Annotated in this window: 12 protein-coding genes; 8 read left to right on the top strand and 4 right to left on the bottom strand. The window is 41.1% G+C overall.

All coding sequences use genetic code 11. The annotated features are described in order from the left end of the window. Positions 1 to 33 precede the first annotated feature (33 nt). Positions 34 to 2,802: a M16 family metallopeptidase gene (locus NG55_RS12080; protein WP_065343389.1), complete on the top strand. Its 2,769-nt coding sequence runs from the start codon at positions 34 to 36 to the stop codon at positions 2,800 to 2,802. 49 nt (positions 2,803 to 2,851) lie between these two features. On the opposite strand, the gene NG55_RS12075 is transcribed toward NG55_RS12080, so the two are convergent. Continuing rightward, positions 2,852 to 3,235 carry a DUF3144 domain-containing protein gene (locus NG55_RS12075; RefSeq protein ID WP_016541274.1) on the bottom strand — a complete coding sequence of 128 codons (384 nt, stop codon included), beginning with the start codon at positions 3,233 to 3,235 and terminating at the stop codon, positions 2,852 to 2,854. 105 nt (positions 3,236 to 3,340) lie between these two features. Here NG55_RS12075 and NG55_RS12070 point away from each other — a divergent pair, with 105 nt between their 5' ends. After that, positions 3,341 to 3,973, top strand: coding sequence for a hypothetical protein (locus NG55_RS12070; protein ID WP_065343388.1), 633 nt, complete (start codon positions 3,341 to 3,343; stop codon positions 3,971 to 3,973). A gap of 374 nt (positions 3,974 to 4,347) precedes the next feature. Here NG55_RS12070 and NG55_RS12065 read toward each other — a convergent pair whose 3' ends face one another. Beyond that, positions 4,348 to 5,805 (bottom strand): CYTH and CHAD domain-containing protein, encoded by a 1,458-nt coding sequence (locus NG55_RS12065; RefSeq protein WP_065343387.1) that lies wholly within the window; start codon positions 5,803 to 5,805, stop codon positions 4,348 to 4,350. A 177-nt stretch (positions 5,806 to 5,982) separates the two neighbouring features. On the opposite strand from NG55_RS12065, the gene NG55_RS12060 reads away from it, so the two are divergent. From NG55_RS12060 to rapA, 6 genes are all read left to right on the top strand, one after another. After that, on the top strand, positions 5,983 to 6,354 hold the full coding sequence (locus NG55_RS12060; RefSeq protein WP_065343386.1) for an Mpo1-like protein: 372 nt from the start codon (positions 5,983 to 5,985) through the stop codon (positions 6,352 to 6,354). Positions 6,355 to 6,507: 153 nt separating this feature from the next. After that, positions 6,508 to 7,119 (top strand): thiamine phosphate synthase, encoded by a 612-nt coding sequence (gene thiE / locus NG55_RS12055; RefSeq protein WP_065343385.1) that lies wholly within the window; start codon positions 6,508 to 6,510, stop codon positions 7,117 to 7,119. An 82-nt stretch (positions 7,120 to 7,201) separates the two neighbouring features. Further along, a complete protein-coding gene (gene hemL / locus NG55_RS12050) occupies positions 7,202 to 8,500 on the top strand; it encodes a glutamate-1-semialdehyde 2,1-aminomutase (protein WP_065343384.1) in 1,299 nt (432 codons plus the stop codon). A 356-nt stretch (positions 8,501 to 8,856) separates the two neighbouring features. After that, a complete protein-coding gene (locus tag NG55_RS12045; protein WP_065343383.1) occupies positions 8,857 to 9,273 on the top strand; it encodes a GlcG/HbpS family heme-binding protein in 417 nt (138 codons plus the stop codon). Between the two features lie 142 nt (positions 9,274 to 9,415). Further along, the gene (locus NG55_RS12040; protein ID WP_171257969.1) at positions 9,416 to 10,060 is read left to right on the top strand and encodes an RluA family pseudouridine synthase; all 645 of its coding nucleotides are present in this window, start codon (positions 9,416 to 9,418) and stop codon (positions 10,058 to 10,060) included. Positions 10,061 to 10,204: 144 nt separating this feature from the next. Beyond that, complete coding sequence (gene rapA, locus NG55_RS12035; RefSeq protein WP_065343381.1) at positions 10,205 to 13,042, top strand: RNA polymerase-associated protein RapA; 2,838 nt, start codon at positions 10,205 to 10,207, stop codon at positions 13,040 to 13,042. Positions 13,043 to 13,098: 56 nt separating this feature from the next. Here rapA and dps read toward each other — a convergent pair whose 3' ends face one another. Both dps and NG55_RS12025 read right to left on the bottom strand, forming a co-directional pair. Then, entirely contained in the window at positions 13,099 to 13,593 is a 495-nt protein-coding gene (gene dps / locus NG55_RS12030) for a DNA starvation/stationary phase protection protein Dps (protein ID WP_004801316.1), read from the bottom strand. Between the two features lie 217 nt (positions 13,594 to 13,810). Continuing rightward, the gene (locus NG55_RS12025) at positions 13,811 to 14,827 is read right to left on the bottom strand and encodes an AI-2E family transporter (RefSeq protein WP_005323024.1); all 1,017 of its coding nucleotides are present in this window, start codon (positions 14,825 to 14,827) and stop codon (positions 13,811 to 13,813) included. Positions 14,828 to 14,912 lie beyond the last annotated feature (85 nt).

Here is a 14,912-nt window from a genome sequence, read left to right as displayed (position 1 = left end):
TTATTTAAATCACCATAAATACTTGGATAAATTATGTTAATGCGGTTTAAGCAGCTTACTCTCTCGCTTTGTTTGATCGGGTTGAGTGCGACGTCTTGGTCTCAGACAGTACTCGTAAAAAGTGAAAAAAATATTGAAGAATATAAATTAGATAATGGTTTCAGAGTTATTCTTGCGCCAAACGATAAAGAAAACAAAGTTTACGTCAATACGGTTTATTTTACGGGTTCATTGAATGATCCAAAAGGTAAAGGTGGTTTGGCACATCTGTTGGAACATTTGGCGTTTAAAGGTACGCAGAATGTCAAAGGGGATGAGTTTCAGCGCCGTTTAGATCAATTTACCTTGATGACCAATGCCAGCACGGACTATTACTCGACCAAATATTTAAATATTGTTCGCCCTGAAAAGAATGCGTTGAATGAGATTCTATATCTCGAATCTGAGCGTATGGACAAATTGGTACTGCAAGAAAAATTTGTACCTTCTGAAATTGAGATCGTCAAACGCGAACGTGAAATCCGTATGGATCAACCATTTGCGGTTTTAATGGATCAAATGTGGAAAGCAGCATATGGCAACCAATATTTGGGTCGTTTGCCGATTGGTGATCTGCCTGAATTAAAATCCATTCAACTGAATGAATTGAATCAGTTTTATAAAACTTGGTATGCACCGAATAATGCGGTAATGGTGATTTCGGGTAAATTTGATAAGACTGAAGTGTTGAATAAGATTGATCAATATTTTAGTCCAATTCCCGCGCGTGCTGTACCAGCTCAAGTACAAGTGCCTGTGCTGGATTCAAGTAAAATTGAACAGCGTCAATTTACGGTGCACAAGGGCAGTGATTTGGCCAAATTCCATATTTATATGAATGGCAAGAATACCAAGTTGCAGCCTGCGTTAGCTTTGGCACCTGCACTGTATACCATGCAACCAAGCGGTACTTTGTATAAAAGTATGGTAGAGACAGGTATTAGTACGGCTGTGCAATCGACCACATGGTTAGATCAAGATTTTAATTTGGTGTTTATGGGTGCAATTTACGCACCGAATCATGATGCCAAAAAGGTCAATGATGCACTCACGGCAGGTGTAGAAAATAGCCATGAGTTTAGTGAAGCAGAGTTGCAACGGATTAAAAATATCACGCAGAATGATGCGGATACGATTATGAATGATGCGGTGGCTTTGGGTTCACGTCTAAGCGATTATGCAGTTTCATCTCATGGTCAATGGGATCAATACTTTAAAGATTTGCAGGCTGTTAAAGATTTAAAATTAAAAGATGCCAACCAAACCTTAAAAGACTTTTTAGTGTCATCCCATCGTATTTCAGGTGATATTTTACCGACGCCTGAAGATCAGAAAAAAGCGATGACGTTGAAAGCTGAACAAAAGCCAAAAACGCTCGACCAAACCGCGGAAAAGCCTGAGCCTTTAAAAGATGCCAGTGTGTATAAGCAAGAAGTTAGCCAGTTTATGACGCAGTCTGCTCAGCAATTGCAAAAGAATGAGCAGAAAATTCAGCGTGGCGAGTTGAAGAATGGCATTCGTTACGCGTTATTCCCAACGCCTACACGTGATGATAAAACTTATGCCACCATTAGCTTAGATTTTGGTGATGAGAAAGCGCTGTTTGGTAAGGGTGTAACTTTAGATTTAACCAGTTATTTAATGCTACGGGGTTCTGAGAAGCATACCTTGCAGGAAATTACCGATAAGGCGATTGCGGCGAGTGGTGGCGCATCGGTCAGTTCAAATGGCAATGGTTTTACCATCGTTGTTCAAGCGAAAAAAGACAAATTTGAAGACTTCTTAAACTTTATTATTGATGTCATCAAACAGCCGAAATTCTCGCAAACTGAATTTGATTTGGCAAAAAATCAAAGTTTGTCGGTACTGGATCGTCCATATACAGAACCTGCAGTTGTGTCATCAATGACTTTATCTAAAATTTTGGAAATCTATCAACCAGGGGATATGCGTTATCACTTTGAACCTGAGCTTGCCAAAAAGCAGATTAGTGAAGTCACTCAGCCACAAGTCAAACAATTCTATGATCAATTCTTTGAGACCGATCATGCACAAATTGCGGTAACAGGTGATTTTGATGCCAAGAAAATGCAGAAGACCTTACAAAAGGCCTTTGGCTCTTGGAAAGCAAAGCAACCGTTCACAAAAGTGACAGGTCAATATACGGTGTATAAAGCACAGAAAGTGCATGCTTTATCAGAGCAGCGTGAGTTCGGTAGCTATCAAAGTGTATTGGCATTGCCTGTTGGTTCGTACCATAAAGATGCGCCTGCTTTGATTATTCTCAGTCATATTTTGGGTAACTCACAATTGTCATCTCGTTTGGCTCAAGAGTTACGTGAGAAAAATGCGTTGGTGTATGGTTTTGGCAGTGGCTTAGACCTCGACCCAGATATTGATGATGGTACGTTGAGTATCACTGCAAATTATACTTCTGGTCGTTCAGAGCAAGTTTCGCAATCAGTACACAAGGTATTGAATGAGTTGCTGAGCAAAGGCGTGACTGAGCAGGAAGTGGAAGCAGCCAAAGCAGATATCATGAAGAAACGTGTGACGGCTTTGGAAGATGAGCGCAATATTCATGGTATGTTGACAGGTCAGTTAGAGCGTAACAAGACTTTGTTGGATCGTGCTGAACGAGATCAAGAGCTTGCAAAACTGAGTAAAGAAGATGTCAATGCTGCCATCCAGAAATACATCAAACTTGATCAGTTTGTCGAAGTCATGGCTGACCAATATGGTCAAGCACAAGACTTGAAGTAAATCATAAAAAGAAAGCCACCGATGAGGTGGCTTTTTTTATTGGAGATAATCAGTGATCATGTTTATGCGCATGAAAATCTTCATTTTTGCGGAAACGTAGGTAGTTTTCAAACTGTTCGCAATATTCGTCAAAGTTATCTTCCAGCATCATTTGGAATTGTTGCAGCAGATAAGACATCACTTGTTCTTTGGCAGCACGCATTTCTTCGCCGTCTTTGAAGTTATTGGCTGCGACCCAAGTATTAAAACGAGCAGTGGCGAATAACATGGCTGCGCTGACCTGACCCCGTAATTCTTCTGGCTTGGTTTGCTGACCTTTAGGTGGTCGGCAGAAATCATTGGCAAGCTTAATGAACTCATCTGCACGCTCAAAAAAGACTGCATTTAAAGCTTCTTCTTCCGTCACATCAGTGGCGTTAATTTTTTGAGACATGGTTTTTCCCAGCGACAAGTTAAGACACATTATTATAGACAAAGCCTTGTCGAAACTAAACCTTTGCCTTAACCTAAAATAGCCTAAGCAATTAGAATAATCACTATGCAAGATGCGATCGCGATTCAAAGTTTAAAAACGGATATTGCTTTATTACGCCAGCATATTTATCCACCCCAATATTTAGAGCATGTTGAAGGCTTGCCGATTTATTATGGGTTGCAACAAGACGTGGATGAATATTATCGACAATGGCAGCCTTTAATTGAACGGGCACAACAGTTATGCCAGCCTTTTATGGAAGATGAGGTGGTGGATGCGATTCATTTACCGAGTCATTTAAATCTGCCGCTGTTTTTCTTTCATGTCGATCGGATTCGGATTAATAAAACCCGTGCTAAAGAGTCGAAAACTTTTCGTGGTGTCGCTGCCTTGTTAGAAAAATGTGGGCAGTTTGAGACGGATCAGATTTTTGCAATGCAGGAATGGTTGGGCAGTGACGATACAGCTGCTTTGGTGGCACATCGTGAGTTTATTGATTTGCGCACCTACGTCTTTCAGCATGGCCAAAGTGACTATACCCGAACGCGGTTTTATATGAATGGAGTGATTCTCAGTGTTGAACCGCATTTTAAATTGGTGGATGCACGGGATAAGCCGCGTAAGCAGCGTAATGATCGTTATAGCGATCCGATTGCGGATAATGGTACGTGGAAGATTTTTGGGAAATATCGGTAAATGATTTAAGTGGAATAAATAGTTTAACACTCTAATTTTCATTAAAAAATAACAGCACAGCCACAAGAGCTATATAAAGTTTGGAGGTTTTCGCGTAGGCGATTTCCTACTTTGTTTTCGGACAAAGTAGGCAAAACCTGAGGTGCGAATCGCAAAGATTAATAATCTTTGTCGTACCGCAAGGCGAAAGCTATGCTTGAGTATAGACTACGCACTTCGCTTGTCTTGCACTAAGTCAAAGCTTTAGTCGCTTTGACTTGCTCAGGTTGCTGATGACGTTTCCGAGTATCCGCTTTTTGTAGGACTTAAATTATTTGTGGCGGCATCCATGCCGCCATCACGATAATAGAGTGAGGTGATTTTCCCTTATGCAGCTATTGCTTTTCATCCCAAAAAGCGTCCTGAGCAGATAGGGTCTGAAGCTTTTTATTCGCTTTCTTGGCCACATGTGGTTGCTGTGCTTTAACCCAACCTAATGCAAATAAAAACTGCGGATGCTTCACAGCCTGTTGCTCAAAGATTTGCTCAGCAACAAACAGGTCATTATAAAAGCCTAAATATTCCTGAATTGGCTGTAACTTATTTAAGAATTGTTGAACCTGCTTTTCTGGATACAGCGCTGAAATAAAGTCGATGCAATAACGCAATTGTTTGACGCGTTTACGGGTACGGTGTTGTTGCTCGACTTCTAACTTAGAAAATTGGGCTGCATCTTTGAGAATTTTTTGATATAGCCTACTTAAGCTTTTCGCTGCCTGTTTGGAAAGTTTAGATTTAGACTCATGCTCACTATAGGTGAAGCTGAATAATGCTAAAAATAGCTGTGTGGTTTTAGGATGACTTAATAACTGAGAAACACGACTGTCAGTACTCTCAGGGAATGGGAAATCAAAATCACAGACTTCTTTAACTAAAGGAATAACGGAATCTTGAATCGCATCGTTATCACGTGATTGTCCCAAAGCTCTAAAAATATCTGCTAACTGACTTTCCCAGGTAGGATCAATTCGTGTAGACCAGTTAGAAAAATGTTTTAAAGCAGAACGTAAACGACGTAAACCAACACGGGCTTGATGAATATGGTCTGCTTCTGCTACACCATCGGCGATTGCAGCTGCATTGGGTAAGATATGATTTAGGGTATTTTCGATAATCAGTTTAAGAGCTTGTTCAGCACGGATATCTGTATCTAAAATCAGTGATTTCGCTTTGCTGGCAGGGGATACCGTCTTGCCAATAGCCAATAAATTACCACGTTCAGCCTTACTCCGTACATCGAGCCAGAGTTGGTATTTGTCTACCCAAGTTTTGGCAAAATCAATCAGAGACTGTGCTGATCCTTGTTTTAATTCAAATTCAACTTCACAGATTTTAGTTTGATCAGTTGGCGTACGGATTTCGCCATCATCCAAGCAAACTTCAATCTGTGAACCTGCAAACTCGAAGACATGAAAGGTGCGTTGGACGTCAGTTTGAAACTGTAGCAATAACTCAGCAGGTGACTCACCTAGGACATCACGCAGTACAGTTTGGACTGTTTGATTATGTTTATATAGAGATAAATCCAGTTCGGGTTCTTTCGTACATTTACCTAAATAAATATCTTCTTCGATGCGTTGTAAATGGTTTTTACTGGCAGCTTTAAAGGTTTGTACCCAATGTTCACCTTCCTGACGCAAACGAATGGCCACATAATTTTTTGCCAGTAAACGGTCGGCCGTATCATAGTATTTTGCTTGTAGCTGAATTTTTTGTGCTTTTTGTTTGCTTAACAGCTGTAATACACTTTTTTTCTTAGATTCAGGTAGTTGAAATTTTAACTCTATTTCCATGATGTTATGACTCCTGACCATCGAGAATGATTTAGACAAAACTTAGTATAACTTGTTGATCTCAAAAATCATTGTAAAGTTGTTTTAAGCAGGAAAAGGATGGCACGCAATGACTTTATTTTGTACAGAAAATGCATTAACGTGTGGAGAGTCTTGCACGATTAGGATGATCTTAAAATGAATGCGCCAGCGAATATTACCAAGCCAGTGGAATTTTCATTACCGATTAAAAACTACGATGAATTTTATCACTTTTATTTAACAGAACATCGCAGTATTGCCAGTCGCCGTTTGCATGTCGCAGGCAGCTCGATCGGTTTATATTTCTTTAGTAAAGCCATCCGTAAACGTCAGGCAAAATATGCTGTGTATGGTTTGGTATCAGGCTATGCCTGTGCTTGGGTTGGACATTTTTTCTTTGAACATAATAAGCCTGCCAGCTTTAAACAACCGCTGTATAGCTTTATTTCAGATTGGCGTATGTTGTCAGACGTTGCACGTGGTCGTTTGAGTCTAATTGATCGTCAGTTTGATAAAATTGAGTCGTAACACTCATTTGATATTTCAAAAGCTGCTTTGGCAGCTTTTTTATTTGCTATGATTTACAGCGATTAATGGTGTAAATACACTCCCTATCTTTAAATTTTCACTAAGAGAATATACTCTGAAGCTAATGTAATTATAGTGAATAGTGAAACGTTCATGCGCGGTCTTTATCTCATTACCAATGACGATCCAATCCAACTATTATTAGAAAAATTAGACGTTGCATTAGCGACAGGGCAGATTGCCATTCTGCAATATCGTCGTAAGAAAATAGCAAAAGCTGATCAGCCACTTGAAGTGGAAAAAATTAAAGCACTGTGTGAAAGACGCCAAACTCCTTTTGTGATTAATGATGATTTGGCCTTGGCGGAGCAATTTGGTTTAGGTGTGCATCTTGGACAGTCCGATGGTGAAATTAGCGATGCAGCTACACGTTTGCCGTCAGGTGTGATTATTGGGCGGACTTGTCTAAACTCATTAGAACTGGCGGAGAAGGCAATTGCAGATGGGGCGACTTATGTGGCATTTGGTGCGGTCTATGCCACCTCAACTAAACCTGAAGCGGGCAATGTAGGTATCGAAGTCATTAAACAGGCGAAACAAAAATTTGCTGTGCCGATTTGTGCGATTGGTGGTCTGACTGTGGAAAATTCTCAAGTCGTGATTGAGGCTGGGGCAAGCCTTTGCGCGGTAATTAGTGATATATTAGGACGATCAACAGCCGAAATTCCTGCTCGTGTACATGCATGGGCAATGTTATTTGACTAATTATATGTATCCGCTTCGCGGAACTTTTATTGTTTCTCGGAACGACAACGTTCCTCGTCCTCGATTCTAGGTTGAGTCTTTTATGAGCTTATCTCCAAAGCAAGAACAGCTATTTAAACAAGCAAATAAACATATTCCAGGTGGCGTAAATTCACCGGTACGTGCATTTAACGGTGTTGGTGGTACGCCTGTCTTTATCGAAAAGGCCAAAGGTGCGTATTTGTGGGATGTCGATGGTAAGCGTTATGTGGATTATGTCGGCTCATGGGGACCAATGATTTTAGGTCATGCGCATCCAGATATTATTCAAGCGGTACAAACCGCAGCAGAAGATGGCCTAAGTTTTGGTGCACCAACGGTCTATGAAACCACTTTGGCAGACACCATTTGCGAGATTATGCCATCCATTGAATTGGTACGTATGACCAGCTCGGGCACTGAAGCAACCATGACTGCGATTCGTCTGGCACGTGGTTATACCGGCCGTGACAAGATTGTGAAATTTGAAGGCTGCTATCACGGTCATTCAGATTCACTCTTGGTCAAAGCGGGTTCTGGTTTGCTGACTTTAGGTGAGGGCGAGCCAACCTCAAAAGGTGTACCAGCAGATTTTGCCAAACATACCTTAACGCTACCGTATAACAATATTGAAGCGCTGAAAGAATGCTTTAGCAAATTTGGTCATGAGATTGCGGGTGTCATCATTGAACCTGTTGCAGGCAACATGAACTTGGTGACGCCAATTGATGGCTTCTTACAAGCGATTCGTGACGTCTGTGATGAATATAAGTCTGTCTTTATTATTGATGAAGTGATGACAGGTTTCCGTGTTGCTTTAGGCGGTGCGCAATCAGTCTATAAAGTTAAACCAGATTTAACCACATTGGGTAAAATCATTGGTGCAGGCTTACCAGTTGGTGCTTTTGGCGGTAAACGTGAAATCATGGAATGCATCGCGCCTTTAGGCGGTGTTTATCAAGCAGGTACATTGTCCGGGAATCCATTGGCAATGCGTGCTGGTATTGCGATGTTCAAACATCTTCGTGAACCAGAGTTTTATGACAAGCTGACTGCACAGCTCGCAAAATTACTTGCGGGTTTACAGGCTGCAGCAGATGAAGCGGGTATTCCATTTAAAACCCAACAAGTGGGTGGCATGTTTGGTTTGTACTTTACCGATCAAGAAGACATCACCAGTTTTGATTCAATGTTGGCCTGTGATGTTGAAGCATTTAAGAAATTCTTCCACGGCATGCTAAAGCGAGGTGTTTATCTTGCACCATCGGCATTTGAAGCAGGATTTATTTCATCGATGCATTCTGATCAAGATATTGCAGAGACCATTCAGGCAGCAAAAGAAACCTTTGCTGAAATGAAATAACGCTGTGATGCACACATAAGCCCGATTTATTCGGGCTTTTTTTATGGCAATGGTTTCGGTAGTTCTCAAAACAGGCTGCCCTCAACTGATTAAACAATAAGGGTGGATCGTCATGAACGCTCACTGCGTTCTGATGTATTTGTAGTCTGTATCTAAGCTTTGAATAGCAGTAAAGATAAATAATCTTTACTGTATTATCAGGTTAAATATGATTGAATAATCCACTATCTTTGCGTTTGTCTTTGGTTGTTCCCAAGGGCGAACGTTTTGGCTGACGCTAGCTGTGTATGGCGTTGCTAGAGATTGTATGCTAGACAAGCTTTTGATAAGAAACTCATAGGAATGGAGTAAAAAAGATGAAAACTAAACATTATTTAACTGCCGCAGATGTGGAAATTTTGGTTGATGCAGCCTTGCAGTATGCAACTGCACACAGCTTTAATGTCAGCGTGGCAGTTGTCGATGATGGTGGAACGCTGTTGATAATGAAGCGTATGGATGGTGCATCGGTATTATCGACACAGATTTGCCAAGAAAAAGCACATTCTGCCGCAGTCAGCCGAAGAACCACCAAGGCATCGGAAGATATGATCCGTGATGGTAAGATCGGCTTTTTAACGATCAATGCAGCAAAAGGCATGTTAGAAGGTGGTGAGCCGATTGTCTATCAAGGGCAAGTTGTCGGGGCTGTTGGTGTTTCGGGTGTACAATCTTTTCAAGATGCAGAAATTGCTCAACATGCGATTCAACAATTTCTAGAGCAACAGACCTAAATCATCCTTTAAATTCGATTCTGGATGAAATATTAAGAGAAACACGAAAAAAAATAGTAAAAATACGTGTCATGCATTGTAATTCAGCGCTAAGCTTTTTATGATTGCCCGCTTGTTTTCATCCAGTCGTTGGAAGGCTACCTTGAATGATTTTCTAAGTGAACATTTGATTCATCGTGATGAAGATTTTATGGTCATCCATAAACCTGCAGGCTTACTCACTGTACCGGGGAAAACACCTGATTTACAAGATTGTTTAATCAATCGTTTATTAGAATTAGAACCAAAAACTTTACTGATTCATCGTTTAGATCGCGATACTTCTGGCATCTTGGTCTTTGGTTTATCCAAATTTGGACAGAGCAATATTTCGCGCCAATTTCAAGATCGTCAAACCTCAAAAATTTATCAGGCTTTGGTTGCAGGGCATTTAGAAGGTCAGGGCACAGTCGACATTCCTGTGATTTATGATCCAAGCCGTCCACCATTACATATTGTTGATGCATCCTATCACAAGCCTGCATTGACCGAATGGCAAGCCATCGAGCATCTAGAAATTCAAGGACAAGCTGTAACTCGAGTCAAACTCATTCCGATTACAGGGCGTTCACATCAGCTTCGTGTGCATATGCAATATTTAGGTCATCCGATTCTGGGTGATACCTTATATGCCACACCCGAACAGCAACAGCTTTATCCGCGTTTATGTTTACATGCAACGCAATTGAGCTTTGCGCATCCTAAAACAGGTGCACAACTCAGCTTTGATTGTGCAGTACCGTTTTAGTCCCAAAACTTTTTTATGAAACACGATGTGATGCACGCTATTTGATTGCGCTTTGTGTCAAAATACATCGTTGAAAACTACATAAAATGCCTTAACTTTTATTTGGGTCAGGGCATAAAATATGTAGGCTAACTTGAGATAAAGGTGGAAAAATTGCAGCAGTTTGCTATTGGTCAACGTTGGTTATCAGATACTGAAACTGAACTCGGTTTAGGGGTTCTTATTGATGTAGATGAACGTTCTATCAGCATTTTATTCCCTAAAAGTGATGAAACTCGTGTTTATGCACGTAACAATGCGCCTTTATCTCGCATCATCTTTAACGTTAATGATGAAGTCCAAGACCAAGAAGGTATCAAGTGGACTGTTGAGTCGATCGAAGATCGTCATGGCGTACTGCGTTATGATGTGGTTCGTAGCCTTGAAAATGGCGAACAAGAACGTAAGTCACTGAATGAAACCCGTATCGGTGCACAGATCCAGCTGTCAAAACCTTTAGAGCGTCTGTTAGCCAGCCAAGTTGATTATAAAGAATGGTATGACCTGCGTATTGAAGCGATGTTGTTGCAAGCACAAATGCACACCAGCCCTTTACGTGGTTTTCTTGGTGCGCGTGTGGGCTTGATTCCACATCAGCTTTATATCGCGCATGAAGTCGGTAAGCGTTTTGCGCCACGTGTCTTGTTAGCGGATGAAGTGGGCCTAGGTAAAACCATTGAAGCAGGTTTGATCATTCATCAACAACTGAAAACAGGGCGTTCAGAACGTATCCTGATTTTAGTGCCTGATTCTTTGCAATATCAGTGGATGATTGAAATGCGTCGCCGTTTCAATTTGCAATTCTCGCTGTTCGACTTAACCCGTACTGCTTCGATCAAAGAACATGATCCTGATCTGAATCCATTCTTGACTGAGCAATGTATTATTGCCAGTGTTGATTTGATGGTTGACCACGATGATTTACGTGAACAAGCCATGGAAGCAGGTTTTGATCTATTGGTGGTCGATGAAGCCCATCATTTGATGTGGAGTGAAGAAGAGGGTGGCAATGATCGTTATGATCTGGTTGAAGAACTCGCTGAACAAACTGCTGGGGTATTATTGCTCACCGCAACACCTGAGCAATTAGGCGTTGAAAGTCATTTTGCCCGTCTTCGTTTGCTTGATCCACAGCGTTTTAGCAGTCTAGACCGTTTCCTTGATGAAGAAGAGCAATATCAACACACTGCAAAAATTGCGGAAGTGTTGATGTCAGATCAAGCATTAACAGAAGAACATTTGGCTGCGTTGGAAGGCTTGTTGGGTCATCGTATTGATGATCAGCCTGAACAGCGTATGCGTGCGATTCATGAATTATTAGACCGTCATGGTACAGGTCGTATCTTATTCCGTAATACTCGTGAAGCGATTCAAGGCTTCCCAGGTCGTGATTGTCAGCCAGCACCTTTACCAGCACCAGAAGATTGGTCATTTGATGGCAAAATGCGTGAGCAAATGTGGCCAGAAGAAGGTCAACTCGATGGCGCATGGATGGAAAATGATCCGCGTGTGCCTTGGTTGATGGAAGTGCTGCGCAAAGATTTAAAACACAAAAAAGTGTTGTTGATTGCACGCAGCGGACCAGTGGTAGAAGCATTGGAAAATGTTCTACGTTTACATGCGGGTATTCGTACCGCAATGTTCCATGAGGGCATGAGTTTATTAGAGCGTGACCAAGCTGCAGCATATTTTGCGGAAGATAGTTATGGCGCTCAAATCTTATTGTGTTCAGAAATTGGTTCGGAAGGGCGTAACTTCCAGTTTGCCAGTGATTTGATCTTATTTGATCTGCCTGCAAACCCTGACGTATTGGAACAACGAATTGGCCGTCTGGACCGTATTGGTCAGGAAAATCGTATTCAAATTCATGTGCCGTATTTGATGGGCACAGCACAAGAACGTATGTTCCGTTGGTACAACGAAGCACTCAATATTTTCAGCAGTATTTCTCCGACGGCGCAAACGCTACAAGAGAATTTTATTGTTGAATTAAAAGATTGTTTATTGGCCGATCAAGGTCAGACGTTTGAAGATCTACTTGAAGAAGTGAATGTACAGCGCCAAGCCTTGGAAGCTGAGTTACAGGCAGGTCGTGACCGTTTGCTTGAGTACAACTCGTGTCGTCCAGTGGTTGCGCAAGGCATTGTACAAGCGCTTGAAGATTATGATGACAACACCACTTTACCAATGTTTGTGAAGCGTTTCATGTCATCCACCAATATTGACTTTGATGAGCAAAGCAATGGTACGGTGATCATCAAGCCGACTGATCAGATGCAAGTTCAAGGCATTAGCTTGGATGAAGAGGGCATGACGGCGACCTTCTATCGTGATCAGGCACAAATTCGTGAAGATGCGCAATATTTGACTTTGGAACATCCGTTTATTGAAAGTGTGATGGAAATGATCCGCACACAATCATTCGGTAGTACCAATGTGGCCTTATTGAAATCGAATGCACTAAAACAAGGTTCAGTCTTGTTGGAAGTGTGGTTTAAGGTTGATGTGGTTGCACCGAAGGCATTGAACTTGCCATCAAGCTTACCGAAGCAATTGATTCGTGTATTGCTCAGTGAAAATGGTCAGGATTTATCGACCAAGATTGATCCAAGTATTTTACGTCCGTACCTGCATCATCTAGATGGCAATAGTTGCCGTCAAGTGGTAAAAGCACGCCGTGAAGTGATTGAGTCACGTTATGCGCAAGCTTTAGAGATTGCCAAGGGATCATTGCCAGAATTAATGCAGCAGGCTAAAGAGCACTACAGTGGTAAATGGCAGTATGAAATTGACCGTTTAAGCTATCTCAAGCAATTTAATCCAAGTATTCGCCAAGATGAAATTGAGCGCTTACAGAAATTCCAGAAAGAAGGCTTAGGTCTACTAGATGGTCTGTCTGTGACACCAGAGGCAATTCAAGTGTTGGTTGTGGTTAAGCCTTAATTGAAACGGCAATAAAAAAGAGGACGCTTAAGGTCCTCTTTTTTATGTCTATGGATTTAGTGATCGATATTGGCTTCCAAAAACCATAGGTACTGATCTAGATCCTCGAGTGCTGCATGGATAATATCTTCAGAAATTGGGTCTTGAATTTCGTCAATGGTATCGCGTAGATGGTTGGCGACCACACCATAACGATCCGCCAATTCTTTAAGATGGTCTTGTACCGCGTGAATGGCAACAGGGTACGGCTTGAGGTGTGAGGTTTCTGCAACTGTTTGTGTTGTTCCTAATGCGGTTCCACCGATCTGTACCGCACGCTCTGCGACGTTGTCTAAATGAGTGATGAGCGAAGTACGGAACGTATCTAACATTTCATGTACCGCAATAAAGTTGCTACCCCGCATGTTCCAATGCGCCTGCTTGGTCAATAAGGACAGGTCAATCAGGTTGGCAAGGATTTGATTTAAAATTTTTACCGTGGACTCTTTAATTGAGTCATCTAAATTATTACGTGTATATACTTTTAAAGCTTTCGCTGTTGAAGAATTCATAGTTACCTCATTCAATTATAATGTGATGAAACATCGTGAATAAAAACCATTCATTTCATGACTAGCTTATCGCTTGAATCGAGGCTTGAGTGTTTTCGTTGTCTAGGCTTTTGTAAGTTTACTTATCATCAATTTTGTTTTTGATTTTATTGGTTTTGATTCAGATGGAATGATGCTTCCATCTGTTAGACTTCTTTTAGAATTGTTAAAAAATGGCTTAAATGAGCCCTGCATCCTTACATTCCAGTTTGATATAGGCATAGAAAATCGGCGCAACAATCAGACCGCTGAGTCCAAAAATCGACTCAAAAATCAGCATCGCCAATAACACTTCCCATGCACTGGCATTGATTTTGGTACCAATGATTTTGGCATTGACGAAGTATTCCAGCTTATGAATGATCACCAGATAGGCCAATGCGATGGCCGCCACGGACAGGGAAATGGTCAAACCCGCCATAATGATCAAGGTATTTGAAATCAAATTGCCAATAATCGGCAGTAGACCAAAAATAAAGGTCAGAATGGTCAGTGTTTTGGCAAAAGGTAAATGGATATTGAAGATTGGCAGAACGATAAAGACAAAGATCATAAATAATACGGTATTGATCAGTGAAATTTTCACTTGAGCAAAGACCACATTTTTAAAAGAAACAGAAAGCTTCTGAATACGATGCAGCACAGCTGCTTTAAATGCAGGTTGTGGTGCATGTTGTTTAAAATTCTGGATCGACACCAAAATCCCGACAATCAGACCAATCACCATCGTCGCCAGATTATGCAGAATATCGGTCCCAGTATTTTTGACGATCGAAATATTATTTTTAATGAAAGACAAAATCTGGTTTTTGATATCCGCCACGCTATGCGGCAAATAACCCGGCAGGTAATGACTCATTTCCTCTTGGAATTTAATCAGTGTTTGATCGATCTTAAAGTTAAAAGAATTCAATCCAGTCCCTTTTAAATCATAGATCACGAAGCTAATCAGACTGGTAATAAAAAAGCCAATCAGGAAGGTGGTTAAAATACCTAGAATAATACTGATAAAGATACGTGCACGTTGTCCATCAATATGTTTTTCAACAATCGAACTTAAACTGTTAATAATTTCAAAAACTAGAAAACCTGCAAAAAAGCTCGGAAGCAAGTGCAAGGGAATGACCATCATTAAAAACAAAGCCATCAGGATAAAACTGGCGATAATGCTTTGACGGTCACTGAGTAGATTCATGCTCTAGATGCCTAGTTTAAGTTGTTGTTATGTTAAAGAACAAACATATGATTTTGATGACATCTATCCTATTGTGCTGCGATCA

The sequence above is a fragment of the Acinetobacter gyllenbergii genome (genome assembly GCF_001682515.1).
Lineage (GTDB): Bacteria > Pseudomonadota > Gammaproteobacteria > Pseudomonadales > Moraxellaceae > Acinetobacter > Acinetobacter gyllenbergii.
This window is presented reverse-complemented; position numbering and strand designations above follow the sequence as displayed.

Coding starts and splice junctions, on each gene's coding strand:
- NG55_RS12080 (WP_065343389.1), top strand. CDS start 34: ATGTTAATGCGGTTTAAGCAGCTTACTCTCTCGCTTTGTTTGATCGGG.
- NG55_RS12075 (WP_016541274.1), bottom strand. CDS start 3,235: ATGTCTCAAAAAATTAACGCCACTGATGTGACGGAAGAAGAAGCTTTA.
- NG55_RS12070 (WP_065343388.1), top strand. CDS start 3,341: ATGCAAGATGCGATCGCGATTCAAAGTTTAAAAACGGATATTGCTTTA.
- NG55_RS12065 (WP_065343387.1), bottom strand. CDS start 5,805: ATGGAAATAGAGTTAAAATTTCAACTACCTGAATCTAAGAAAAAAAGT.
- NG55_RS12060 (WP_065343386.1), top strand. CDS start 5,983: ATGAATGCGCCAGCGAATATTACCAAGCCAGTGGAATTTTCATTACCG.
- thiE (WP_065343385.1), top strand. CDS start 6,508: ATGCGCGGTCTTTATCTCATTACCAATGACGATCCAATCCAACTATTA.
- hemL (WP_065343384.1), top strand. CDS start 7,202: ATGAGCTTATCTCCAAAGCAAGAACAGCTATTTAAACAAGCAAATAAA.
- NG55_RS12045 (WP_065343383.1), top strand. CDS start 8,857: ATGAAAACTAAACATTATTTAACTGCCGCAGATGTGGAAATTTTGGTT.
- dps (WP_004801316.1), bottom strand. CDS start 13,593: ATGAATTCTTCAACAGCGAAAGCTTTAAAAGTATATACACGTAATAAT.
- NG55_RS12025 (WP_005323024.1), bottom strand. CDS start 14,827: ATGAATCTACTCAGTGACCGTCAAAGCATTATCGCCAGTTTTATCCTG.